This window comes from Mycolicibacterium boenickei (assembly GCF_010731295.1).
Classification (GTDB): domain Bacteria; phylum Actinomycetota; class Actinomycetes; order Mycobacteriales; family Mycobacteriaceae; genus Mycobacterium; species Mycobacterium boenickei.
In genome coordinates this window covers 4,732,073-4,756,476 of the sequence record NZ_AP022579.1, presented here as the reverse complement: position 1 = coordinate 4,756,476, position 24,404 = coordinate 4,732,073, and the positions used below count along the sequence as shown (strand labels likewise).

The 24,404-nt window shown below is 66.5% G+C and carries 21 protein-coding genes; 11 read left to right on the top strand and 10 right to left on the bottom strand.

Annotated elements, in window-relative coordinates:
- Nucleotides 1-20 precede the first annotated feature (20 nt).
- From G6N57_RS22650 to secG, 8 genes are all read left to right on the top strand, one after another.
- A complete protein-coding gene (locus G6N57_RS22650; RefSeq protein ID WP_077739287.1) occupies nt 21-665 on the top strand; it encodes a TetR/AcrR family transcriptional regulator in 645 nt (214 codons plus the stop codon).
- A gap of 5 nt (nt 666-670) precedes the next feature.
- A complete protein-coding gene (locus G6N57_RS22645; protein WP_077739288.1) occupies nt 671-1,594 on the top strand; it encodes a sterol desaturase family protein in 924 nt (307 codons plus the stop codon).
- Nucleotides 1,595-1,724: 130 nt separating this feature from the next.
- Nucleotides 1,725-3,500, top strand: a complete 1,776-nt coding sequence (locus tag G6N57_RS22640; protein WP_077739289.1) for an ABC transporter ATP-binding protein — start codon at nt 1,725-1,727, stop codon at nt 3,498-3,500.
- A complete protein-coding gene (locus G6N57_RS22635) occupies nt 3,497-4,489 on the top strand; it encodes a phospholipase D-like domain-containing protein (protein ID WP_077739290.1) in 993 nt (330 codons plus the stop codon). The genes G6N57_RS22640 and G6N57_RS22635 overlap by 4 nt, the downstream gene beginning before the upstream one ends.
- 87 nt (nt 4,490-4,576) lie before the next feature.
- A complete protein-coding gene (gap, locus tag G6N57_RS22630) occupies nt 4,577-5,599 on the top strand; it encodes a type I glyceraldehyde-3-phosphate dehydrogenase (RefSeq protein ID WP_077739291.1) in 1,023 nt (340 codons plus the stop codon).
- Nucleotides 5,600-5,604: 5 nt separating this feature from the next.
- Nucleotides 5,605-6,828, top strand: a complete 1,224-nt coding sequence (locus tag G6N57_RS22625; RefSeq protein ID WP_077739292.1) for a phosphoglycerate kinase — start codon at nt 5,605-5,607, stop codon at nt 6,826-6,828.
- A gap of 4 nt (nt 6,829-6,832) precedes the next feature.
- Nucleotides 6,833-7,618 (top strand): triose-phosphate isomerase, encoded by a 786-nt coding sequence (gene tpiA, locus G6N57_RS22620; RefSeq protein WP_077739293.1) that lies wholly within the window; start codon nt 6,833-6,835, stop codon nt 7,616-7,618.
- Between the two features lie 44 nt (nt 7,619-7,662).
- Entirely contained in the window at nt 7,663-7,896 is a 234-nt protein-coding gene (secG, locus tag G6N57_RS22615) for a preprotein translocase subunit SecG (protein WP_019348649.1), read from the top strand.
- Between the two features lie 22 nt (nt 7,897-7,918).
- Here secG and G6N57_RS22610 read toward each other — a convergent pair whose 3' ends face one another.
- On the bottom strand, nt 7,919-8,329 hold the full coding sequence (locus tag G6N57_RS22610) for a hypothetical protein (protein WP_077739294.1): 411 nt from the start codon (nt 8,327-8,329) through the stop codon (nt 7,919-7,921).
- Between the two features lie 172 nt (nt 8,330-8,501).
- On the opposite strand from G6N57_RS22610, the gene ppc reads away from it, so the two are divergent.
- Nucleotides 8,502-11,321 carry a phosphoenolpyruvate carboxylase gene (gene ppc / locus G6N57_RS22605; protein WP_077739295.1) on the top strand — a complete coding sequence of 940 codons (2,820 nt, stop codon included), beginning with the start codon at nt 8,502-8,504 and terminating at the stop codon, nt 11,319-11,321.
- Here the strand turns inward: ppc and G6N57_RS22600 are convergent.
- The 9 genes from G6N57_RS22600 to tkt form a co-directional block, all read right to left on the bottom strand.
- Complete coding sequence (locus G6N57_RS22600; RefSeq protein ID WP_162563913.1) at nt 11,318-12,442, bottom strand: FAD-dependent oxidoreductase; 1,125 nt, start codon at nt 12,440-12,442, stop codon at nt 11,318-11,320. The two genes, ppc and G6N57_RS22600, sit on opposite strands and share 4 nt — an antisense overlap.
- 16 nt (nt 12,443-12,458) lie before the next feature.
- Entirely contained in the window at nt 12,459-13,733 is a 1,275-nt protein-coding gene (locus G6N57_RS22595) for an ABC transporter substrate-binding protein (RefSeq protein ID WP_077739297.1), read from the bottom strand.
- Entirely contained in the window at nt 13,733-15,028 is a 1,296-nt protein-coding gene (locus G6N57_RS22590; protein WP_077739298.1) for an MFS transporter, read from the bottom strand. Before G6N57_RS22590 ends, G6N57_RS22595 begins: the two co-directional genes overlap by 1 nt.
- A 197-nt stretch (nt 15,029-15,225) precedes the next feature.
- Nucleotides 15,226-15,603, bottom strand: coding sequence for an ATPase (locus G6N57_RS22585; protein WP_077739299.1), 378 nt, complete (start codon nt 15,601-15,603; stop codon nt 15,226-15,228).
- 216 nt (nt 15,604-15,819) lie between these two features.
- On the bottom strand, nt 15,820-16,527 hold the full coding sequence (gene pgl, locus G6N57_RS22580) for a 6-phosphogluconolactonase (RefSeq protein WP_077739300.1): 708 nt from the start codon (nt 16,525-16,527) through the stop codon (nt 15,820-15,822).
- Complete coding sequence (gene opcA / locus G6N57_RS22575; RefSeq protein WP_077739301.1) at nt 16,520-17,431, bottom strand: glucose-6-phosphate dehydrogenase assembly protein OpcA; 912 nt, start codon at nt 17,429-17,431, stop codon at nt 16,520-16,522. Before opcA ends, pgl begins: the two co-directional genes overlap by 8 nt.
- A 28-nt stretch (nt 17,432-17,459) precedes the next feature.
- Nucleotides 17,460-19,010, bottom strand: a complete 1,551-nt coding sequence (gene zwf / locus G6N57_RS22570) for a glucose-6-phosphate dehydrogenase (RefSeq protein ID WP_077739302.1) — start codon at nt 19,008-19,010, stop codon at nt 17,460-17,462.
- Nucleotides 19,007-20,122, bottom strand: coding sequence for a transaldolase (gene tal / locus G6N57_RS22565; protein WP_077739303.1), 1,116 nt, complete (start codon nt 20,120-20,122; stop codon nt 19,007-19,009). Before tal ends, zwf begins: the two co-directional genes overlap by 4 nt.
- Before the next feature lie 22 nt (nt 20,123-20,144).
- Complete coding sequence (gene tkt / locus G6N57_RS22560) at nt 20,145-22,235, bottom strand: transketolase (protein ID WP_077739304.1); 2,091 nt, start codon at nt 22,233-22,235, stop codon at nt 20,145-20,147.
- A gap of 232 nt (nt 22,236-22,467) precedes the next feature.
- On the opposite strand from tkt, the gene G6N57_RS22555 reads away from it, so the two are divergent.
- On the top strand, nt 22,468-23,400 hold the full coding sequence (locus tag G6N57_RS22555) for a heme o synthase (RefSeq protein ID WP_077739305.1): 933 nt from the start codon (nt 22,468-22,470) through the stop codon (nt 23,398-23,400).
- A gap of 63 nt (nt 23,401-23,463) precedes the next feature.
- The gene (locus G6N57_RS22550; protein WP_174814586.1) at nt 23,464-24,393 is read left to right on the top strand and encodes a DUF1254 domain-containing protein; all 930 of its coding nucleotides are present in this window, start codon (nt 23,464-23,466) and stop codon (nt 24,391-24,393) included.
- Nucleotides 24,394-24,404 lie beyond the last annotated feature (11 nt).

The window sequence follows — 24,404 nt, the reverse complement described above, 5'->3', positions numbered from 1 at the left end:
TAGTGATTACTATTTGAAATATGGTTGACGACCAAGGTGCCGAAGGCGTCAAGCCTGCGCGGCTGACGCGGGCAGAGACCCAGGCCCGGACCCGTGCGGCACTGTTGGACGCGGCCGCCGAGACCTGCGCCAGGAAGGGCTACGCCGCGGCATCTGTCGACGAGATCGCGTCCGCGGCAGGGTATTCGGTCGGCGCGGTCTACTCGAATTTCTCCAGCAAGGAGAAGCTGTTCTCCGAACTGATGAACGAGCGGGCTTCCGGCCGGATCGACCAGGTGGTGCAGGCGGTATCCGAGGACGCCGACGGGGGGCCACTGCGGGCCCTTGGCCGGGTGCTCGTCGAGATCGCCGACAACGACATCGCGTTCGAAGCCATCCAGGCGGAGTTCTGGTTGCATGCCGTGCGCAACCCCGACGCCATGCAGATCCTGCAGGACCGGTCCGCACGGACGTTGGCCTCGCTGCGCGAAATCCTCGCCGATGCGCTGGAGCGCAACAACATCGACGACAGCGTGTCCGTGGAGGGATTCGCGGTGGTTGTCCTGGCCCTCTTCCAGGGCCTGATCCGGCAGCGCCGCATCGACTCCGCTCGGGTGCCCGAGGAGCTTTTCGGTCAGGCCCTGGCCTGGCAACTGGCCGGCATGCCCAAGAAAGACAGGGGATAACCCCGATGGATCCGGTGCGGATCGGCCTTTACGCCATGCCCGCGTTCTTCGTCCTGATGGCTGTAGAGTTCCTCAGCTATCACTTCGACAAGGACGAGGACGTCACGGGCACAACCCGGCGCCGGGCCGGGATCTCGTGGCGCGACAGCGCCACCAACCTGTCCGTCTACGCGCTGGGCTTCGTCCTGCGGCCGTTGGACAAGTTCATCGCGGTGCCGATGGTGGCGATCGCCGCAGCCGTGACGCCGCTGCACCTGTCCGCAGCCCACTGGTGGGTCTGGGTGCTGGCCATCGTGCTCGCCGATCTGGCCTACTACCTGCAACACCGGATGTCGCACCGCATTCGGATGTTCTGGGCCGCGCACAACGTGCACCACTCAAGCCAGTACTTCAACCTGTCCACCGCGCTGCGGTTGTCCTGGCTCATCCCAGGATCGTTCCTGTCCACCATCGGTTACGTCGGGCTGGCGCTGATCGGGATCCCGGCCTGGCTGGTCTTCCTCTCGCAGGCGATCGTGTTGCTCTACCAGTTCCCGATTCACACCGAGCGCATCGATCGGCTGCCCCGCGCGATCGAGTACGTGTTCAACACCCCGTCGCACCATCGGGTGCACCACGGCGCCAACAACCCCTACCTCGACAAGAACTACGCAGGCATCTTCATCCTGTGGGACCGGATGTTCGGCACCTTCGTCGCCGAGGACGAGCCTGTCCGCTACGGCCTCACCAAGAACATCGACACCCACAACCCGATCAAGGTGAATTACCACGAGTTCGTCGCCATGATCGGCGACGTGGCGAGGGCCCGCACCTGGCGCGGCCGCCTCGGCTACCTGTTCGGGCCCCCGGGGTGGAGTGAAAAAGCCGATGCCGCAACGATTGTCGAGCCCAGCCTGCAGAAGGTGGCGGCGCCGACCGGGGCCCGCTAGGGGCGCCGGGCGTTGTCGTAGCCGACACTTGCCAGCCCGGCGTACTTCTGTCACTCCGTAGTCATCGTGACGTTGTACTGTGTGGCGACAAACTTCGACGTCAACACCACGATTCGAGGCGGCACTCACGATGCGACTGATTCTTGAGCTGATCCGCCCGTACCGGTTGCTGATCGCCGGAATCTTCGCCGTATTGCTGGTGCAGATCGCCACCGGTCTCGCCGCGCCGTGGCCGCTCAAGGTCGTGCTGGACAGCGTGGTCGGCCACCACCCGCTGCCCGGCTGGCTGCAGGGGCTGCTGCAGCCGCTGCTGGGCGGCGAGAGCAAGATGCACATCGCCGGTCTCGCGGCGATCATGGTCCTGGTCATCGCCGTGGTGGCAGCGATCGCGTCGTACATCTCCAACTACCTGACCGAAACCGTCGGCCAGCGCATCGGCAACGACCTGCGCACCCGGGCCTACCACCACCTGCAGCAGTTGTCGCTCAACTACTTCGACACCCACCGCGTCGGGCCCATCCTGAGCACGCTCACCGACGACGTCGACACCATCCAGAGCTTCGCGTCGTCCTCGACCCTGGGCATCGCAACCGACCTGCTGACCATCGTGGGCATGTTGGCCATGATGTTGTGGCTGCAATGGGACTTCACGCTCATCGCGCTCGCCGTGGCGCCCCTGCTCCTGCTGTTCGTGTCCCGGATCCGGAAGGCCGTGAAGGCCGCGACCCACGAAGTGCGCAGACGGGAATCCGACATCGTCGCCGTCGCGGAGGAGGGCCTGCAGTCCATCCGCGTCGTCAAGGCATTCGACCGCGAGGACATGCAGGAACGTGAGCTGGCAGCCGCCGGCCAGCAGGCCGTCGATGCGGCACTCAACGCGCGGCGCGTGAAATCGGTGGTGTCACCGATCGTCGGCGTCGTGGTGGCCGCCTGCACCGCGGTGGTGTTGTGGCGCGGTTCGGCACTCATCCTCGCGGGTGCGATGACGGCAGGCACGCTGACCGTGTTCATCTCCTACCTGGCGTCGTTCTTCAAGCCGGTGCAGGATCTGGCCAAGCTCACCAACACCATCGCCATGGCCTCGGTCGGGGTGGACCGCGTCAACGCGCTGCTCACCGCGGAGACGTCGGTCGAGGAGCGGCCGGACGCGGTCGATGCCGAGCGCATCAAGGGCGCGATCAGCTTCGAGCGCGTGGCGTTCAGCTACGACAGCGAGACACCCGTGCTGCGCGACGTCACTTTCGAGGTGAAACCGGGCCAGCTCGTCGGCGTCGTCGGGCACACCGGAAGCGGAAAGTCCAGTCTGGTCAGCCTGATTCCGCGGTTCTACGACCCGAGCATGGGCACGGTCCGGATCGACGGGGTCGACCTGCGCGACTACAAACTCCACGAACTCCGCCGTCAGATCGCCTACGTCCTGCAGGACACGGTGCTGTTCCGGGGCACGATCCGCGACAACATCGCCTTCGGACGGCCCGACGCCGACCACGACGAGATCGTCGAGATGGCCAAACTGGCCAATGCCCACGAGTTCATCTCCGAGATGCCGCAGGGCTACGACAGCCCGGTCGGGGAGCGGGGGCTCACCCTGTCCGGCGGTCAGCGTCAGCGCATCGGCATCGCCCGGGCCCTGATCCGGGACAGCCCGATCCTCATCCTGGACGAACCGACCGCGGCGCTGGACGCCGAGTCCGAGCGCCTCGTGATGTCGGCACTGCAGCGGTTGATGAAAGACCGCACGGTGATCACGATTGCCCACCGGCTCAGCACAATTCGTGACGCGGACTCGATCGTCGTGCTCGAGGAGGGCCGCGTCGTCGAACAGGGCACGCACACCGAGCTACTGACCGCCGGCGGCAGATACGCCGAACTGCACCGCATCCAATACGAGGACGAGACAACGTGACACGTTCGCTGATCATCCTGCCCGACGACTCCGCACAGCCGGTGCTCGACGCAATCGGCGCGGCCACCCGGTCGGTGCGCATCAAGATGTTCGCCTTCAACCACCTGCCGCTGCTGGAGGCCGTGGTCGCCGCCCACCGGCGCGGCGTGGACGTCAAGGTCATGCTCAACCCCGAGCGCCGCGACGGGGAGACCGACAACGATGTCGCGCGGGAGACGTTGCAGCGGTTCGGTATCGAGGTGCGTGCCAGCAACCCGGCCTTCGACCTGACGCACGAGAAATCCATGGTCGTCGACGATGACCATGCCTTTGTCGAGTCGTTGAACTGGACCGAGGAGAACTTCACGGTGACGCGGGACTATGCCGTCGTCACACCCAGCGCCTACGAAGTCGCCGAGATCGTCGACTGCTTCGAGGCCGACTGGGCGCGTGAGCAGTTCGATCCCGGCGGTGGGGCACACCTGATCTGGTGCCCGACCAACGGTCGGCATCGCATCGCCGAGTTCATCGACAGCGCCAAACACACCCTGTTCGTCCAGAACGAGCGATACCAGGACCCGGTGATCATCGAGCGTCTGGTCCGTGCGGCGCATCGCGGGGTGAAGGTTCACGTCATGGCCCGCGCCGCGCACCACCTCAAGTCGGGCAAGCTCCTCGAAGGCGTCAGCGGGATGCGCATCCTGGACGACGTCGGCATCAAGATCCACCGGCTGAAGCACATGAAGCTGCACGCCAAGATGATTCTCGCCGACCGCGAGCGGGCCATCGTCGGCTCGATCAACTTCTCCCCGGGCAGCTTCGACCATCGTCGCGAACTGGCCATCGAGGTGACCGACCACCACATCATCAAGCGACTGAACGAGGTGGCCCATCACGACTGGAAACGCTCCGAGCCGATGGACCTGTCGGACGACGGGCTGATCGCCGATCTGGTCGGCCAGGATCCGCACGAACTCGACCAACTCGCCCTACACGACCGCGAAATCTGATGCACTGACCGGACCGCGCGGCGAGGCGTTGACGCCACTAGGCTGGCGACGGGCAGTTCAGTTAACGGCAACTGTAGGGAGAATCACGTGACCATCCGGGTAGGCGTTAACGGCTTCGGCCGCATCGGGCGCAACTTCTACCGGGCCCTGGCGACGCAGCAGGCCGAGGGCACGAACACCGACATCGAGATCGTGGCGGTCAACGACCTCACCGACAACGCCACCCTGGCTCACCTGCTGAAGTTCGATTCGATCCTGGGCCGCCTGCCGCAGGAGGTCAGCCTCGAGGGCGAGGACACCATCGTCATCGGCGACAAGAAGATCAAGGCGCTCGAGGTGAAGGAAGGCCCGGCGGCCCTCCCGTGGGGCGACCTCGGAGTCGACGTCGTCGTCGAGTCGACCGGCATCTTCACCAAGCGCGAAAAGGCGCAGGGTCACCTGGACGCGGGCGCCAAGAAGGTCATCATCTCCGCGCCGGCCAGCGACGAGGACATCACCATCGTGCTCGGCGTCAACGACGACAAGTACGACGGCAGCCAGAACATCATCTCCAACGCCTCCTGCACCACCAACTGCCTCGGCCCGCTGGCCAAGGTCCTCAACGACGAGTTCGGCATCGTCAAGGGCCTGATGACCACCATCCACGCCTACACCCAGGACCAGAACCTTCAGGACGGCCCGCACAAGGATCTGCGGCGCGCCCGCGCTGCCGCGCTGAACATCGTGCCGACCTCCACCGGTGCCGCAAAAGCAATTGGCCTCGTCTTACCTGAATTGAAAGGCAAGCTGGACGGCTACGCCCTGCGCGTGCCGATCCCCACGGGGTCGGTCACCGACCTGACCGCCGAGCTGGCGAAGGCGGCGCCCGCCGACGAGATCAACGCCGCGATGAAGGCCGCGGCCGAGGGACCGATGAAGGGCATCCTCAAGTACTATGACGCGCCGATCGTGTCGAGTGACATCGTCACCGATCCGCACAGCTCGATCTTCGACTCCGGCCTGACCAAGGTCATCGACAATCAGGCCAAGGTCGTCTCCTGGTATGACAACGAGTGGGGTTACTCCAACCGCCTCGTCGATCTGGTCGCTCTCGTAGGGAAGTCGCTCTAATAAAAATGGCTGTCAAGACACTCGCTGACCTGTTGGCCGAGGGTGTGGAAGGACGCGGCGTGCTGGTCCGCTCCGACCTCAACGTCCCTCTCGACGACGGCAAGATCACCGACCCGGGCCGCATCATCGCGTCGGTCCCGACCCTGAAGGCGCTGGCCGAGGCCGGTGCCAAGGTTGTCGTCACCGCGCACCTGGGCCGTCCCAAGGGAACCCCGGACCCGAAGCTGTCGCTGGCCCCGGTCGCCGCGGCGCTGGGGGAGAAGCTCGGGCGCCACGTACAGCTGGCCGGCGACGTGGTCGGTACCGACGCACTGGCCCGCGCCGAGGGACTGACCGACGGCGACGTCCTGCTGCTGGAGAACATCCGCTTCGATCCGCGGGAGACCAGCAAGGACGACGCCGAACGGTTGGCGCTGGCCAAGGCGCTGGCCGCCCTCGTCGAAGGTGCCGACGGTTCACCGGGTGCGTTCGTCTCCGACGGGTTCGGCGTGGTGCACCGCAAGCAGGCGTCCGTGTATGACGTCGCCACCTTGCTGCCGCATTACGCGGGCACGCTGGTGGCCACCGAGGTTCAGGTGCTGGAGCAGCTGACCAACTCGACCGAGCGGCCCTACGCCGTGGTGCTCGGCGGCTCCAAGGTCTCCGACAAGCTCGCGGTGATCGAGAATCTCGCCACCAAGGCCGACAGCATTGTCATCGGCGGTGGTATGTGCTTCACCTTCCTTGCCGCCCAAGGGGTTTCGGTGGGTACCTCACTGCTGCAGGAAGAGATGATCGACACCTGCAAGCGGCTGCTCGACACCTACGCCGACGTGATCCATCTCCCGGTGGACATCGTGGTGGCCGACAAGTTCGCCGCTGACGCCGAGCCGGAGACCGTGGCCTCCGATCGGATTCCCGACGGCAAGATGGGCCTGGACATCGGCCCGGAGTCGGTGAAGCGCTTCACCGCACTGCTGTCCAACGCCAAGACCGTGTTCTGGAACGGCCCGATGGGCGTGTTCGAGTTCCCGGCATTCGCGGCGGGCACCAAGGGCGTGGCCGAGGCGATCATCGGGGCCACCGAGAAGGGCGCCTTCAGCGTCGTCGGCGGTGGCGACTCGGCAGCCGCGGTGCGCCAGCTCGGCCTGGCCGAGGACGGCTTCTCGCACATCTCGACCGGCGGCGGGGCGTCGCTGGAATACCTTGAGGGCAAGACCCTCCCCGGCATCGAAGTACTGGAGTCGTAGAACCATGGCCCGTAAGCCGCTCATTGCCGGCAACTGGAAGATGAACCTCAACCATTTCGAGGCCATCGCATTGGTGCAGAAGATCGCATTCGCGTTGCCGGACAAGTACTTCGACAAAGTCGATGTGACCGTCATCCCGCCGTTCACCGACCTGCGCAGTGTGCAGACCCTGGTCGACGGGGACAAGTTGCGGCTCACCTACGGTGCCCAGGACGTGTCGAAGCACGATTCCGGCGCCTACACCGGTGAGATCAGCGGGGCGTTCCTGGCCAAGCTCGGATGCAGCTTCGTGGTCGTGGGTCACTCCGAGCGGCGCACCTACCACGGTGAGACCGACGAGCTCGTGGCGGCCAAGGCCGCGGCGGCGTTCAAGCACGGCATCACCCCGATCATCTGTATCGGCGAGCAGCTTGAGGTGCGCGAGGCCGGCAACCACGTCGAGTACAACGTGAACTCGTTGCGCGGCTCGCTGGCCGGGCTCACGAAGGAACAGATCGGCCAGGCGGTTATCGCCTACGAGCCGGTGTGGGCCATCGGCACCGGCCGGGTAGCCAGCGCGGCAGACGCGCAGGAGGTCTGCAAGGCCATCCGTGACGAGCTCGGCAACCTGTCGACGCCCGCGCTGGCGGCCGGAGTACGGGTGCTCTACGGCGGGTCGGTCAATGCCAAGAACGTCGGTGAGATCGTGGCGCAGGGCGACGTGGACGGCGCCCTCGTCGGCGGCGCTTCGCTGGACGGCGAGCAGTTCGCCACGCTGTCGGCGATCGCCGCGGGCGGACCGCTGCCGTAACCCGGGGGCCTGGGCCGGACACCCTACCCGGTAGTCTTACAGCCATGGAATTGGCTCTGCAGATCACTCTGGTCGTGACCAGCGTGCTGGTCGTGCTCTTGGTGCTGCTGCATCGTGCCAAGGGTGGCGGTTTGTCCACCCTGTTCGGTGGCGGTGTCCAGTCCAGCCTGTCCGGCTCCACTGTGGTCGAGAAGAACCTCGACCGGCTGACGCTGTTCGTGACCGGCATCTGGCTGGTGTCCATCGTCGGCGTCGCGCTGCTGATCAAGTACAGCTAGCGCATTCCCCCGGCGGTGACAGTCAGCCGGGAGCGAGCAGTGTCGGTAACGGCCGGGTCGGTGCACCCGGGGCGACTTCGGTCGCAGTGTCTATCGGCGTATCGATGATCGCCCGTGGCGGTCGCGGTGCCGTGCCCTGTTCGACCCCGGCCTGCTGGGCCGGCGGTGCGTAACAGTTGGGTGATCCGTCCGACTGGGTGTCGTTGGGATCGGATGTGGGCACGCCGCCCGAGTCGATGCAGCACAGGTCGGCGTTTCTGACCGTCTTGCTCATGCAATTGTCGTACGCCTCGATGTCCCATGTGCCGTCGTCGGGGGCGGCGGTCGCGCCGACGGGTGCGGCCAGCGCACCGAGCCCCAACGTCGCGCTCAGGACGGCCCCCTGGGCCAGTCGGCTCCAGTAGGTACGTCGCGGAAAAACGAAACCGGCCATCGTGACCTCCTGGGTTCGCCGGAATGTTCACAGCTGATTCACAACATGCTCCGCCGCATCCGGTGTCGCGTCGAGACCTCGCGCGAATCAGGCCGCGCGATGGTTGCCATGTCAAACGCGAGCTCACGGTTGCCGCAATGCGGCGCAGCGTGGCTGCCCCGATACTGGGGACATGGCTGACGGTCCCGACACTGCGCTCGACCCGATCGGCGCGGTTCAGCGCACTCCCGTAGGCCGCGAGGCCACCGAGCCCATGCGCGAGGACATCCGGCTGCTCGGCGCGATTCTCGGCGACACCGTGCGCGAGCAGAACGGCGCGGAGGTTTTCGACCTGGTCGAGCGGGCGCGAGTGGAATCCTTCCGGGTTCGTCGTTCGGAGATCGACCGCGCCGAGCTCGCCGATCTGTTCTCCGGTATCGACATCCATCAGGCCATCCCCGTCATCCGCGCGTTCACCCACTTCGCGCTGCTGGCCAATGTGGCCGAGGACATCCACCGGGAGCGGCGCCGGGCCGTGCACGAAGCGGCAGGCGAACCGCCCCAGGACAGCAGCCTGGCCGCGACGTATCGCAAACTCGACGAGGCGATCTCGTCCGCCCACCTCGACGCCGCCACCGTCGCCGACGCGTTGAGCGGGGCCCTCGTCGCACCGGTGATCACCGCACATCCGACCGAAACCCGGCGCCGGACCGTGTTCGACACCCAGCACCGGGTCACCGAGTTGATGCGGCTGCGGCTGCACGGGCTGAGCCGTACCGCCGACGGCCGCGACATCGAGGTCGAGTTGCGGCGCCACATCCTCACGCTGTGGCAGACGGCTCTCGTGCGGTTGTCCCGGCTCAAGATCTCCGACGAGATCGAAACCGGCCTGCGGTACTACCCGGCGGCATTCTTCGACGTGATCCCACAGGTCAACGCTGAGGTACGCACCGCGTTGCAGGCCCGCTGGCCCGGGGCGCACCTGCTGGAGCAGCCGATCCTACGGCCGGGCAGCTGGATCGGCGGGGACCGCGACGGAAACCCCAACGTCGACGCGGGCGTGGTGCGGCTGGCCACCGGGCGGGCCGCTCACGTGGCCTTCGCCCACTACTTCGCCGAGATCACCGCGTTGGAGGAAGAGCTGTCGATGTCGGCGCGGCTGGTCGCGGTCAGCGACGGGCTCACCGCACTGGCCGATGCCTGTCACGAGCCGGCCCGCGCCGACGAACCGTACCGGCGGGCATTGCGCGTGATCCACGCCAGATTGACCGCAACCGGACGCGAAATCCTCGACGAACAACCAGAACACGAACTCGACCTGGGCCTCGAACCCTATGGTGCGCCAGAGGAGTTCCTGGCCGACCTCGACACGGTGGACGCCTCGCTGCGCGGCAACGGCAGTGCGGTGGTGGCCGACGATCGGCTGGCCCGGCTACGAGAAGCGGTGCGGGTCTTCGGCTTTCACCTGTGCGGGCTGGACATGAGGCAGAACTCGGAGGTGCACGAGCAGGTGGTCGCCGAGCTGTTGGCATGGGCCGGGGTGCATCCCGACTACGCGTCGTTACCCGAGCCGCAGCGGGTGGAGCTGCTCGCGCGCGAGATCTCGACCCGCCGCCCGTTGATCGGGGAGGGCGCCGAGCTGTCGGAGCTGGCCCGCAAGGAACTCGATATCGTCGGCGCCGCCGCGCGGGCGGTCACCGTCTTCGGCGCCGCGGCTGTGCCCAACTACATCATCTCCATGTGCCAATCGGTGTCCGACCTGCTCGAGGCCGCGATTCTGCTGAAAGAGGCCGGCTTGCTCGATGTTTCGGGTGCGGCGCACGGGGACGAGGTGTACGCGCCGGTCGGGATCGTGCCGCTGTTCGAAACGATCGACGATCTGCAGCGGGGTGCGGCGATCCTGCAGGAGGCGTTGGCGCTGCCGGTCTACCGCAGCATCGTCGCAGCCCGCGGCCAGCATCAGGAAGTGATGCTGGGGTACTCGGACTCGAACAAGGACGGCGGCTACCTGGCGGCGAACTGGGCGCTGTACCGGGCCGAACTGGATCTCGTCGAAGCCGCACGCAAGACCGGTATTCGGTTGCGCCTGTTCCACGGTCGCGGCGGCACCGTGGGCCGTGGTGGCGGACCTAGCTATGACGCGATCCTGGCGCAGCCGCCCGGCGCCGTGAAGGGTTCACTGCGGATCACCGAGCAGGGCGAGGTGATCGCCGCCAAGTACGCGGAGCCGCGGATCGCGCACCGCAACCTGGAGACCCTGCTGGCCGCGACGCTGGAATCCACCCTGCTCGACGTAGAGGGACTGGGCGACGAAGCCGAGCCGGCCTATCAAGTACTCGATGAGCTGGCTGCCCTGGCGCAGCGCTCCTACGCCGAACTGGTCCACGAGACACCGGGATTCGTCGAATACTTCAAGGCATCGACACCGGTGAGCGAGATCGGTGCGCTCAACATCGGCAGCCGGCCCAGCTCACGCAAGCCGACCACCTCGATAGCCGATCTGCGGGCCATCCCGTGGGTACTGGCCTGGAGCCAGTCGCGGGTGATGCTGCCCGGTTGGTACGGCACCGGCACGGCGTTCGAACAGTGGATCGGCGAGGACGAGTCCCGGGTTGCGGTGCTGCAGGATCTCTACGAGCGCTGGCCGTTCTTCCGCACGGTGCTGTCGAACATGGCTCAGGTGCTGGCCAAGTCCGACATGGGTCTGGCCGCACGGTATTCCGAGCTGGTCGACGACGCGGAACTGCGAGCCAGGGTGTTCGACAAGATCGTTGCCGAGCACGATCGCACCATCGCCATGTACAAGCTGATCACCGGCCAGGACGACCTGCTGGCCGACAACCCGGCGTTGGCCCGCTCGGTGTTCAACCGGTTTCCGTACCTCGAACCGCTCAATCACCTGCAGGTCGAGCTGCTGCGCCGGTACCGGGCGGGAGATACCGATGAACGGGTGCAGCGGGGGATCCTGCTGACCATGAGCGGGCTCGCGACCGCCCTGCGCAACAGCGGTTAGCCCACGAGGATGTCCGCAAGCCGCAGCGACACCTTGGCCCTGCGGTCGGCGTAACTCCGTGCCGCGCGCTGGATCTCGGCGGTCTGCTCGGTTCTGATGCGCTGGTACCGCTGCAGTGCCCGGGTGACGTCGCCCGTAGGCGCAGTGGCGATCTGGGCGGCCAGTTCTGCCGCATCCTGGATCGCCTGGTTGGCGCCCTGTCCACCGAACGGTGTCATCGGGTGCGCCGCGTCTCCGAGGAGCGCCACCCGGGCGCTGGTCCACCGGTCGATGGGATCCCGGTCGTACGCCGGGTGCATATAGACCGGACTGGTCGCGGCACGCAACATCCGCCCGACCGCGGGGTCGAACTCGTCGAACTGGCGGGCCAACGCTTCCAGGTCGGCCCGCGCCGACCACAGGTGCAGGGGCGGCTCGTCCACCCCGAGGGTGGCATCGACGGCCACCTGTCGGCCGGCCCGCACCGGCATGGAGATGATGTGCTTGGCGTAGTCCGCGGAATGCCAGGACCGGAGCCGGTCGTTCGGCCCCTCGACGCATTCGGCGGGGCTGACGGCCCGGAAGATCACCGACCCGCAGTAGTGAATATCGTCGCTGCTGAACATTTTCCGGACTCGGGAGCGCAGGCCGTCGGCAGCGATCACGATACCGGCACGCTGAACTTCCCCGTCGATGAATCTCAGCTCGACATGATCGTCATGCTCGGTGATGCCTGCGAGTTCGCGGCCGAGCCGGACGTTGTCCGAGCCGACGGTCGAGACCAGCAGACTGTGCAGGTCAGCGCGGTGCACGGTGCGCGGGGATACCTCGGCGTCGGCGTAGCCGAACCGGCCGTGCTCGCCGCCTGCCTCTGGCGTCGCGGCGTAGTCGGTGAGCTTCTCGAGCCGGCCCAGCTGATCGCGGTTCTCGAAGTATTGCGTGGCCGAGGAGATTCCGTCGAACGCACCGGCAATGTTCCACCGTGAGAACAGTCGCAGGGTCTGCGGCGAGATGCCCAGTGGACCGCCGACCTCGCCGAGGGCGCGGGTCTTGTCGAACAGGACGGGACGATGGCCGTGGTGTCGCAGCGCAACAGCGGCGGACAGTCCGCCGAGGCCGGCGCCGACGATGGCGATATCCATGGTGAGCCTTTCGGATTCAGGGGATTCGGGCCAGGGCTTCGGTGTCGAGGTGGACACCGAAGAGCCCGCCGGGCCGATAACTGGTGACGGTGCGGACATTGCACAGCGGTAGCCACAGGCCGCCGGTGAGGATCCGCCGCTGGATGTCATGCACCATCGCGCGGCGCGTGACGGGATCGCTGCAGGTGAGCTGACCGTCGAGCAGCGCGTCGAGGTCGTCGGCCCTGGTGCGGCGGTTCATGTTCCGCTGGCCTACGGCGAACTGGTAACGCAGCAGATCAGGGTCGCTGCCGGTGAAATAGAAGAACCGAAAGTCGTAGTCGCCTGATTGCTGGCGCAGGCGCAACTCGGTGAAGTCGACGTCGGCGAGGCAGAGTTCGATGCCGTGCTGCCGCCACTGTGCGGCGACAGCGTTCAGTATTGCGGCGTCGACGGGGGAGAACGTGCTGTTGAACACCACCTCGAACGAAAGCTGTTGCACGCCTGCGGCAGCGAGCAGCCGCCGGGCGGTCGACGGATCGTGGGCGAGTTCGGTCGAGCAGTCGCGGTAGCCTTCCGTTGTCGGCGTGAGCACCGAAGAGGCGACCGGGTACCCGGCGCCGTCCAGGATCGGCTGCAAGGCGCCGCGGTCGATCAGCAGAGAGAGTGCGCGCCGCACCATCGGGTCGGTCAGCGGACCGCGGGAAGCATTGGGACACAACCCGTAACTGATGCCCGGGTTGTACAGTTCGGCAACCAGGTAGCCGTCGATCAACCCCGCGTACAGATCGCCGGTGTCGCCTTCGCGGAAGACCAGTCGGCGGTCACCGTCGGTCAACCCATCCTCGGTCTGCGCCCACCGGCCGGTACCCAGGCCCGACGGGCTTCTGATCGCCAGGTTCACACTGGCCAACGACCGTAGGAATGCCGCGTTGTGGTGCACGAAGTGAAATGTCACGGTATCGGTCCCGACCTCTATGCGGTCGAGTCCGGTGAGCATGGTGACTGCAGCCGGAAGCGGTGAAACCTCTTTCAGGGCAGCGATGTCGGAGAAGCTCTGAGCGATCGCTTCTGGAGTGAGTGGGGTGCCGTCGGAGAACCGCAGGCCCGGGCGGATGGTCAGGTCAAGGGTGAGCGGATCGCGGTAGCACCAGGAGGCGGCAAGCCACGGCAACAGCTGCCCGTTGTCGGGATCGACGTCGACCAGGCTTTCGTAGATCAGCCGGCAGAACGTTTTCGAAATGCTGTTGTAGGCCAACCGCGGGTCGTCGGTGAGCTGGTGCGTCGGCCAGCCGAACGTGAGGTGGCGCATCACCGCACCCGGGCCGATCGCGTTGCCTGCCGTGCCGAACGGGCAGCCAACGTGGCGGCCAACCCGGCCGTGGTGACCACCACGGCGGCCCCGCCGAACAGCGTGGAGCCAAGGCCGTCGACCATCGTCGCCCCGGTTGCCACCCCGATCGCAGCGCCGAGCGCCCGAAGATAGTGGTACAGGCTGGAATCGAACGGGACGTCTGTCGAGTTGGTGAGCACATTGCCGGCCAGGGCGCTCCACAGGAATCCCATCGCGCAACCCATCAACGCGGCGTTGAGCAGGAGCAGCTCGGCAGGCAGGCTCAGACCGGCCACGATCAGGAAAACCGACCCGATGCACACCAGGCCGGTGTTCTTCCGATTGCCTCCTGGCCTACCGAAACTCAGCACGGGTATCAGCCCGGCGAAGAACGCCATCGGCAACAGAAACAGTGCCGAGCCATAGGAATTCAGCCCGCGCACCTGCTGCAGGACGTACACCGTCGACAGGGTGAACACGTTCGTCGCGACACCGGCGACGAACACCACCACCAGGCTTGCAGACAGCACACGTGACTGTGACCGGCTGCGCAGGACGATCACCGCGATCCCGAGCAGCATCGCCAGCGCAAGCAGGAGCACCTTGGTGCGCAGCGCGGTGGCCCAGCCGATCCCCAGGAAGATCGCCAACTGCACCGCGGCGAGGCCCACGATCGGCAGCGCCACCCGGCCGGCTGTGGCGTGTTCGCCGGCGTTGTCGTTCCTCCCCGGTGCCAGGGCCAGCAGTGCCATCGCGGCGACGGTGGTCACCACGGTCTCGTACGGAAACGACCGCCAGCCCCACAGGTCGTTGAGGAGGGCGGTGATCAGCGGCGAACACAGCGCCGACGCCGACACCACCAGACCCCATGCGCCCAGAACCGCCGAATGGTGGTCCGGGTAGAACTGCGCCCGGATGATGCGGAAGACCTGGGGCGCCAGCACGGCCGAGGCGATGCCCTGGAGGAACCGCAGCGCGATGAGGACCCAGAATTCGGGGCTGAGGCCGCAAGCGATCCCGAGAACGACCAGGGCCGCCGAACCGGCGAAGAACGCGGCATCGGGCCGGCAGCGGTGCGACAGCAGGCCCGCCGGCAGCAACGCCAGACAGAATCCAGCCAGGAACGCGACACCGATGTAGGCGGCCTGCGAGTACGGGATGCCGAACTGGTCGGCGATCGCCGAGTTCAACAGCACAGCCGACGACGAGTTGGAGTAGAGGGTGTATTCGGTCAGGTAGAGCGACGCCGCAACGGCGTAGAGGGACGGCTTCATGACGCCTCGAAGCTGATAGCAGGATTATGTGGGCAGCGGGAGCTAACCCGAGATCCTCTTCAGCGGTGCCAGCCGGGCCCGGTTCCACATCGACGCCAGCAAACTAGGGGCGAATGATGCGGCAGGATGCACGGGACGTGCACCTGCGCGATCGAATCCGGCACCCATGACGACCACTGTAGCCGAGGCTGCCGGTGCTACAGGCCCGCGCTCTTGCGGACCCGGGTGATCATCCCGCGCACCGCACTCTCTGTCGCGGCCAGCGGCGACATCACCGCCTCGCCGATCGCGACGATGGCTTCGACGCGGTCGACGATCGATTCCAGACGTTCGACGACACCGATCAGACGCGGCGCGAGCTCGTCGATGCGGGTGATGGTTTCGTTGAACCGGTCGAGGGTGGCATCCAGGCCGCCGGTCGACTTGTTGAGATCGACCAACGTGGTGCTCAGGTCGGTGAGCAGGGTGTCTACCTGCTCCACCGTCATGTCGGCGTTGAGCGCGGCCTGCGTCAGTGTCCGGATTCGCTGCCGCCCGGAGTTCGGGCGGGCGCGGCCGTCACCTTTGTCTGCCATGCCGACCAGTATGGCCGGTACGGAACCGAACGGGGACGAACCGCGTCTGAATGGTTGTGCGCCAATTCTGCGAACACCGAACCCGGTCGGCCGTTGCGACCGACCGGGTCATGCCCAACCGTCAGGTGGCCGACTACCTCGCCGGCTATGCCGAGGCGTTGGCCGACGCGACGACCGAGCGGAACCGCGGCACCGCCGACGAATAGGCGGGCCGGGTCAGAGCTTGCTCGCGGCGCCCTCGTCGAGCAGCCACACGGTCTTCTCCAGCCCGATGGCGCCGGCGGCCGGGATGTCGACCGGATCGGCGCCGCCGACGGCGGCGGCAACCGCATCGGCCTTCGCCTCGCCGGACACCACCAGCCACACCTCGCGGGAACGCTGAATCGCGGGCAGTGTCAGGCTGATTCGACGTGGCGGCGGCTTGGGGGAGTCGGTCACAGCTACCACCAAACGCGTGGTCTCGCGCACCGCCGGGGTGTCGGGGAACAACGAATTGACATGTCCCTCACCACCCATGCCGAGCAGGTGCACGTCGAACTGTGCGGGCAGCTGTTGTTCGTACGCGGCGGCGGCGTCATCGATCGCGTCACCGAATTCGCCGTCGCTGGTGGCGATCCGGTGCACATTCGCCGGGGGGATGTTGACGCCCTCCAGCAGTGCGTCGTACGCCTGCTGGTCGTTGCGTTCGGCGTCGCCCTGGGGCACGAAACGGTCGTCACCCCAGTACAGCCGCACCTTCGACCATTCGATCTCGGCTCCGGCCACGTGGCGCAAGAGCGCGATCCCGACGGTGCCGCCGGTCAGCACGATGTCCGCCGCGCCGCGGGTGGCGACGGCCGAGGTGATCGCCCCGACCAGCCTCGCACCTGCCGCAGCCGCCAATTCTTCTGCGCCGGCATACGTTTCGATGATGCGTTCAGGCATAACTCACCTTGTCGATCCCCGTAAGTGCGTCGTAGTAGATTTCGTCGGCATCGAGCCGGCGCAGATCCTCGGCCAGGCACTCCTTGGCCTCGCGGCGGGCCAGTGGCACCAACGCATCCGGCTTGCCGGTGCGGCTCAGTACGGCGGTGACGCCGGTCTGCGGACGAGCCAGGGTCACGGTCTCACTCGGCCTGGTCAGTTCGACCTTCAATTCACCGGTCGTTCGGGTCACGGGTCCGTCGATCCGGTTGGCCAGCCAGCCGGCCAGGATGTCCAGCGCGGGTTCGTCCTTGAGCCCGGACACCAGCGCGGAGGTGATGGGTTCGTGCGGTGGCTGGTCGATCGCCGCGGCCAGCAGTGCACGCCAGTAGGTGACACGGCTCCAGGCCAGGTCGGTGTCGCCTGCGGTATAGCCGTTGAGCCTGCTCTTGATGCAGGCCAGCGGATCAGCGCCGTTGGTGGCATCGGTGATGCGGCGAATCGCCAACTTGCCCAGCGGATCCTGTGCGGGCACGGCAGGCGCCAGGTCGGGCCACCAGGTCACGACCGGGGTGTCGGGCAACAGGAACGGCGTCACCACACTGCTGGCGTGGTTGGCCAGCGGACCGGACAGTCGCAGCACCACGACCTCGTTCGCGCCGGCGTCGCGGCCCACCCGCAGCTGGGCATCCAGCCGAGCCTCGGTGGTCAATCGGTCTCCGGGGATCACCACGATCACGCGGCAGGGATGCTCGCGGCTGGCCCAGTTGGCCGCCTCGATCGACTCCTCGAGCACCGCCTCGGTATCGGGGGCGATGACCAGCGTCAGCACCCGGCCGAGGGTGATCGCGCCGCCCTCCTCGCGCAGGGCGACGATTTTCTTGTTGATTGCCCCGGTATTGGTCTCGGGCAGATCGACGATCATAGTGTTCGGTTCCTCGCGCTAGCGCTCGTCACGGCCGCCTCCATTCCCGGCCCGACCTGCGCAACATCTCGAACGCCGAATCGGGGCCCCACGTTCCGGACTCGTACGAATCGGGCTTACCGTGCGTAGCCCAGTACTCCAGTGCGGGATCCAGGATCTTCCAGCACAATTCGACCTCGGCATTGACCGGGAACAGCGACGGTTCGCCCAGCAGCACATCGAGGATCAGGCGCTCGTAGGCCTCGGGCGACTCCTCGGCGAAGGCCGAGCCGTAGGAGAAGTCCATGCTGACATCGCGGACTTCCATGATGTGGCCAGGAACCTTGGACCCGAACCGCAGGGTGATGCCCTCGTCCGGCTGTACCCGGATCACGAGGGCGTTCTGGCCCAGCTCATCGGTCATCGTGGCGTCGAAGGGCAGGTGTGGCGCGCGCTTGAACAACAGCGCGATCTCGGTGACTCTGCGGCCCAAGCGTTTTCCGGTGCGCAGATAGAACGGGACGCCGGCCCAGCGCCGGGTGTCCACATCCAGGGTGATGGCTGCGAACGTCTCGGTGGTCGAGGTCTTCGAGAACCCTTCCTCGTCCAGCAACCCGACGACCTTCTCGCCGCCCTGCCAGCCGGCCGCGTACTGCCCGCGGGACGTGGTCTCGTCCAGCGGCTCGGCGAGCCGGGTTGCCGAGAGCACCTTGATCTTTTCGGCCTGCAGCTCCGCGGGGGAGAAACTGACCGGCTCCTCCATCGCGGTCAGCGCCAGCAGCTGCAGCAGATGGTTCTGGATGACGTCGCGGGCGGCACCGACACCGTCGTAGTAGCCGCCGCGCCCGCCGAGGCCGATGTCCTCGGCCATCGTGATCTGCACGCTGTCGACATAGTGCGAGTTCAGTACCGGCTCGAACATCTCGTTGGCGAAGCGCAGTGCCAGGAGGTTCTGAACGGTCTCCTTGCCCAGGTAGTGGTCGATGCGGAACACCGACGATTCCGGGAACACGCTGTTGACCACGGCGTTGAGTTCCTCGGCGCTCTTGAGGTCGTGACCGAACGGCTTCTCGATCACCACCCGGCTCCAGCTGCCCTCTGGCTTGTCCGCCAGCCCCGACTTCGACAGCTGCTCGCAGACCTGGGGGAACGCCTTCGGCGGGATCGACAGGTAGAACGCGTGATTGCCGCTGGTGCCGCGTTCGACGTCGAGTTTGTGCAGCGTGTCCTTGAGGCGTTCGAACGAGGCGTCGTCGTCGAAAGTGCCCTGCACGAACCGGAATCCCTCGGCCAGGCGGTCCCAGACCTCCTGGCGGAACGGCGTGCGGGCGTGCTGTTTGACCGCGTCGAAGACGATCTTGCCGAAATCCTCGTCCGCCCAATCGCGGCGGGCGAAACCCACCAGCGCAAAGCTGGGTGGCAGCAGTCCGCGATTGGCCAGATCGTAGATGGCCGGCATCAGCTTCTTGCGGGCCAAATCGCCGGTGACGCCGAAGATCACCACCGCACAGGGCCCCGCGATGCGGGGCATGCGCTTGTCGCGCTTGTCCCGCAACGGGTTACGCCAGGCGGTCTCGGGCCCGCCGCTGGCCGGGCTCATCGCGTCGCGGCGTCGAGTTGGCCCTGTGTCGCGTCGAGCAGTTCCTGCCACGACTTCTCGAACTTCTCCACGCCCTCGTCCTCGAGGACCTTGAACACATCGACCAGGTCGATACCGACTGCGCTGAGCTTGTCGAAGATTTCCTGTGATGCCGCCGCGGTGCCGGTGATGGTGTCACCGGTGATCTCGCCGTGATCGGCGACCGCCTCCAGCGTCTTCTCCGGCAGCGTGTTCACCGTGTGCGGCGCGACCAACTCGGTGACGTAGAGGGTGTCGGAATACTCCGGGTTCTTGACGCCGGTGGACGCCCACAGCACGCGCTGTACGCGGGCGCCGTCACCCTTGAGTGCGGCGAACCGCTCACCGCCGAAGACTTCCTCGTAGGCCGCGTAGGCCAGGCGAGAGTTGGCCACCCCGGCCTTGCCGCGCAGCGCCAGAGCCTCCTCCGAGCCGATCTTCTCCAACCGGTTGTCGATCTCGGTGTCCACGCGGGACACGAAGAACGAGGCGACCGAGTGGATCTTGGACAGATCGTGGCCGGCTTCCTTGGCGGCCTCAAGGCCGGCCAGGTAGGCGTCCATCACTGCGCGGTGCCGCTCGACCGAGAAGATCAGCGTGACGTTGACCGAGATGCCTTCGGCGATCACCGCGGTGATCGCCGGCAGTCCGGCGAGCGTCGCGGGAATCTTGATCAGCAGATTGGGCCGGTCGACGATCTTCCACAGCTCGATCGCCTGCAGGATCGTCTTGTCGGTGTCATGGGCCAGCCGCGGGTCGACCTCGATGGACACCCGGCCGTCGACGCCGTCGGAGGCCTCGTACTGCTTGGCCAGCACATCGCAGGCGTTGCGGACATCGTCGGTGGTGACGGTGCGGATGGTGGCGTCGACGTCGGCGCCCCGCTCGGCGAGTTCCTTCACCTGGGCGTCGTAGGCGGTGCCCTTCGACAGCGCCGCCTGGAAGATCGACGGGTTGGTGGTCACCCCCACGACGCTGCGGGTGTTGATGAGCTCCGTCAGATTTCCTGATTGCAGCCGCTCGCGCGACAAGTCGTCGAGCCAGACAGATACACCCGCGGCACTCAGCGCCGCGAGATTCGGGTTCTGAGTCATGTTCGCCTTCTCCTGCTAGTCGTCAGTTGTCCAGGGATCGTTCTGCCGCGGCAGCCACGGCCTCGGGGGTGAAGCCGAACTCGCGGAACAGGGTCTTGTCGTCGGCCGAGGCGCCGTAGTGCTCGATCGAAACGATCTCGCCGGTGTCTCCGACCAGCTTGTACCAACTCTGCGCCACTGCGGCCTCGACCGCCACCCGGGCCGAAACCGCAGGCGGCAGCACCGAATCGCGGTACTCCTTGGGCTGCGATTCGAACCACTCGACACACGGCATCGACACCACGCTCGCGTTGATGTCCTTGTCCGCCAGCAGCTTCTGCGCCGCGACGGCGAGCTGAAGTTCGGAGCCGGTGGCGATGATCACCACGTCGGGGTTCTCCTCCGGGGTGCCGCCGAGCACGTAACCACCGCGGGAGACCCCTTCGGCGCTGGTGCCCTCGATGACGGGGACGCCCTGGCGGGTCAGGATCAAGCCGACCGGGCCGGTGCTGGCAGTGCGCTCCAGCACCGTCTTCCACGCGTAGGCGGTCTCGTTCGGGTCACCCGGGCGCACCACCGACAGGTTCGGGATCGCGCGCAGCGCGGCCAGGTGCTCGATCGGCTGATGCGTCGGGCCGTCTTCGCCGAGACCGATCGAATCGTGCGTCCAGACGTAGATCGGATCGATGTTCATCAATGAGGCCAAACGCACGGCAGGCCGCATGTAATCCGAGAACTGGAGGAACGTTCCGCCGTAGGGCCGGGTCGGGCCGTGCAGCACGATGCCCGACAGGATGGCGCCCATCGCATGCTCACGGATGCCGAAGTGCAGGGTGCGGCCGTACCAGGTCGCGTTCCAGTCTTCGGTCGAGATCGATGGCGGTCCAAAGGAGTTCGCGCCCTTGATCGTGGTGTTGTTGCTGCCGGCGAGGTCGGCCGAGCCGCCCCACAGCTCGGGCAGCGTCTGACCGACGGCAGCCAGCACGGCCCCGGAGGCGGCCCGGGTGGCCACCGGCTTGGAGTCGAGGTCCCAGTGCGGCAGCTCGGCGTCCCAACCCTCCGGCAGTTCCTTGGCCTGCAACCGGTCCAGCAGCGCCTTGCGCTCCGGCTCGCGCTTGGCCCAGGCGTCGAAGCTCACCTGCCAGTCGTCGTGCACCTGCTTGCCGCGGGTGACCAGCTCACGGGTGTGGGCGATGACGTCATCGCGCACCTCGAAGCTCTTCTCCGGGTCGAATCCGAGGATCTTCTTGGTGGCGGCCACCTCGTCGGCGCCCAGCGCCGAGCCGTGCACGCCACCGGTGTTCATCTTGTTGGGGGCGGGGTAGCCGATGATGGTGCGCAGCGCGATGAACGAGGGCTTGTCGGTGACCTTCTTGGCCTCTTCGATGGCCTTCTCGATGCCGACGACGTTCTCGCCGCCCTCGACCTCCTGGACGTGCCAGCCGTACGCCCGGTAGCGCGCGGGCACGTCCTCACTCAGTGCGATGTCGGTGTTGTGCTCGATGGAGATCTTGTTGTCATCCCAGAACACGATGAGGTTGCCGAGCTGCTGGGTACCCGCGAGCGACGAGGCTTCGCTGGTGACGCCTTCCTCCATGTCGCCATCCGAGGCCACCACGTAGATGTAGTGGTCGAACGGGCTCTCGCCCGGGGCGGTGTCGGGATCGAACAGGCCGCGCTCGTAGCGGGCGGCCATGGCCATGCCGACGGCTGACGCCAGCCCCTGGCCCAGCGGACCGGTCGTGATCTCCACGCCCTTGGTGTGGTGGTACTCGGGGTGGCCCGGAGTGAGCGAACCCCAGGTGCGAAGTGCCTCGATGTCGGCCAGCTCGAGACCGAACCCGCCCAGGTAGAGCTGCAGGTACAGGGTCAGGCTGGAGTGTCCGCAGGACAGCACGAAGCGGTCGCGGCCGATCCATTCGGTGTCGCTGGGATCGTGGCGCAGTTGCCGCTGGAACAGCGTGTAGGCGAGGGGAGCCAGGCTCATCGCGGTACCGGGGTGGCCGTTGCCGACCTTCTGCACCGCGTCAGCCGCGAGCACCCGGACGGTGTCGACGGCGACGCTGTCGAGTTCGGTCCAGTCATCTGGGTGGTTGGGCTGGGTGAGAGCGGTGATCTCTTCGGCGGTGGTCACTAAGCTCACTTCCTCGTCTTCTATCTGCTGGCACGGGCACGCAGTTGCCATGCTGCTACGACAAACACCCTAGTGGGGCGGACTCATCAGATGCAGACTGGTTCTCACACCGATACCCGGTCGTTTACCCGTAGTTGCCCCAGAACAGACCCTGCGGTGCCGAGGCATTCGGGCGGCGGTCTACCATCGTGTGTAGTAGAAGCCGCGTGACGCCACCCGAGGAGTTATTTGCGTGAGCATTCGCGAGCGCCGGCTCATCAATGGGGCGCCGAGCCGAATACGAACCACCTTCCTGTCGTATCTGGCCTTGACCAAGCCGCGCGTGATCGAGTTGTTGCTGGTCACCACCATTCCGGCGATGCTGTTGGCGGCCCGCGGCACCATTGATCCGCTGCTGATCCTCAACACGCTGATCGGTGGCGGCCTCGCTGCGGCCGGCGCCAACACGCTCAACTGCGTGGTCGACGCCGACATCGACAAGGTGATGAAGCGGACCGCCCGCCGTCCGCTGGCCCAGGCCTCGGTGCCCACGCGGCACGCCCTGATCTTCGGACTGGTGCTCTCCGTCACGTCGTTCTGCTGGCTGTGGTGGACCTCGAATCTGCTGTCCGGGTTGCTGGCCGTGGCGACGATCGCGTTCTACGTCTTCGTCTACACATTGCTGCTCAAGCGCCGCACCTCCCAGAACGTGGTGTGGGGCGGGGCGGCCGGCTGCATGCCCGTGATGATCGGCTGGTCCGCGGTGACCGGCACCATCCAGTGGCCGGCGCTGGTGATGTTCCTGATCATCTTCTTCTGGACACCGCCGCACACCTGGGCACTGGCGATGCGCTACAAGGACGACTACAAAGCAGCAGGCGTGCCGATGCTGCCCGCCGTCGCCACCGAGCGTGAGGTCACCCGCCAGATCCTCATCTACACCTGGCTGACGGTGCTCACCACTCTGGTGCTGGCGCTGGCCACCGGTTGGCTCTACGGGGCCGTGGCGCTGCTGGCCGGGGCGTGGTTCCTGGTGATGGCGCACCAGCTGTATTCCGGCGTGAAGCGCGGCGAGCCGGTCAAGCCGCTGCGGTTGTTCCTGCAGTCGAACAACTACCTGGCCGTGGTGTTCTGCGCGCTGGCCATCGATTCGGCGCTCGCGCTTCCGACCATCTTCGGTCACTGAGCCCCCGGGGATCTGCCACCCCAACACCGTTGGTGTGGCAGCGTTGTGGGCATGACCGAACTGGTGAGTCCCGACAACTTCGCGCGGGCCGAATCCGACCTGTACTTCGCCGGTGCCGTGAAGGACGGCGGCTTCGGCAAGTTCTTCCACAATCGCGAGCTGACCCCCATCGATCACCAGATCGTCATCCGGCAGAACCGTGACACCCTGTACTCCGCGGCGGTGTTCGATCTCGACGGTGGGCCCGTCACCATCACGCTGCCCGACAGCGCGGGCCGGTTCATGTCGCTGCAGGTCATCAGCGAGGACCACTACACCACCAACGTCGCCTACGCGCCGGCCGAGCTGACGTTCAGCAGGGACTCCGTCGATACCCGCTACGCGATCGCGGCGGTGCGCACCTTGGTCGATCCGGGCGATCCCGCCGACCTGGCCGCGGTGCACGCGCTGCAGGACTCGATCGGCGTCTCACAGGCAGAGCCGGGGTTCTTCGAGATCCCGCAGTGGGATCCGGTCAGTCAGAAGACCGTTCGGGACGCGCTCGTAACGCTGTCGACCACCGTTGCCGACACGAAGGGGATGTTCGGCCCCAGGTATGCCGTGGAGCCGGTGCGGCACCTGATCGGCTCCGCGTTCGCGTGGGGTGGCAACCCGGAGCGCGATGCGCTGTATCTCACCGTCGTGCCGGCCCACAACGACGGCACCACCGTGCACCGTCTCACGGTGAAAGACGTCCCGGTGGACGGGTTCTGGTCGATCACGGTCTACAACAAGGACGGCTACTTCACCCCGAACGCACAGAATGCCTATTCGGTGAACAACGTCACTGCGGTGAAGGACCCTGACGGTTCCACCACGGTGCAGTTCGGCGGGAGCGGTGCGGCCAACCTGCTGCCGGTCACCGAGGGCTGGAACTACATCGTGCGGCTGTACCGGCCGAGGCCCGAGATCCTCGACGGTTCCTGGACGTTCCCGGCCGCCGAGCCGGTGTAGCTGTCGCGACA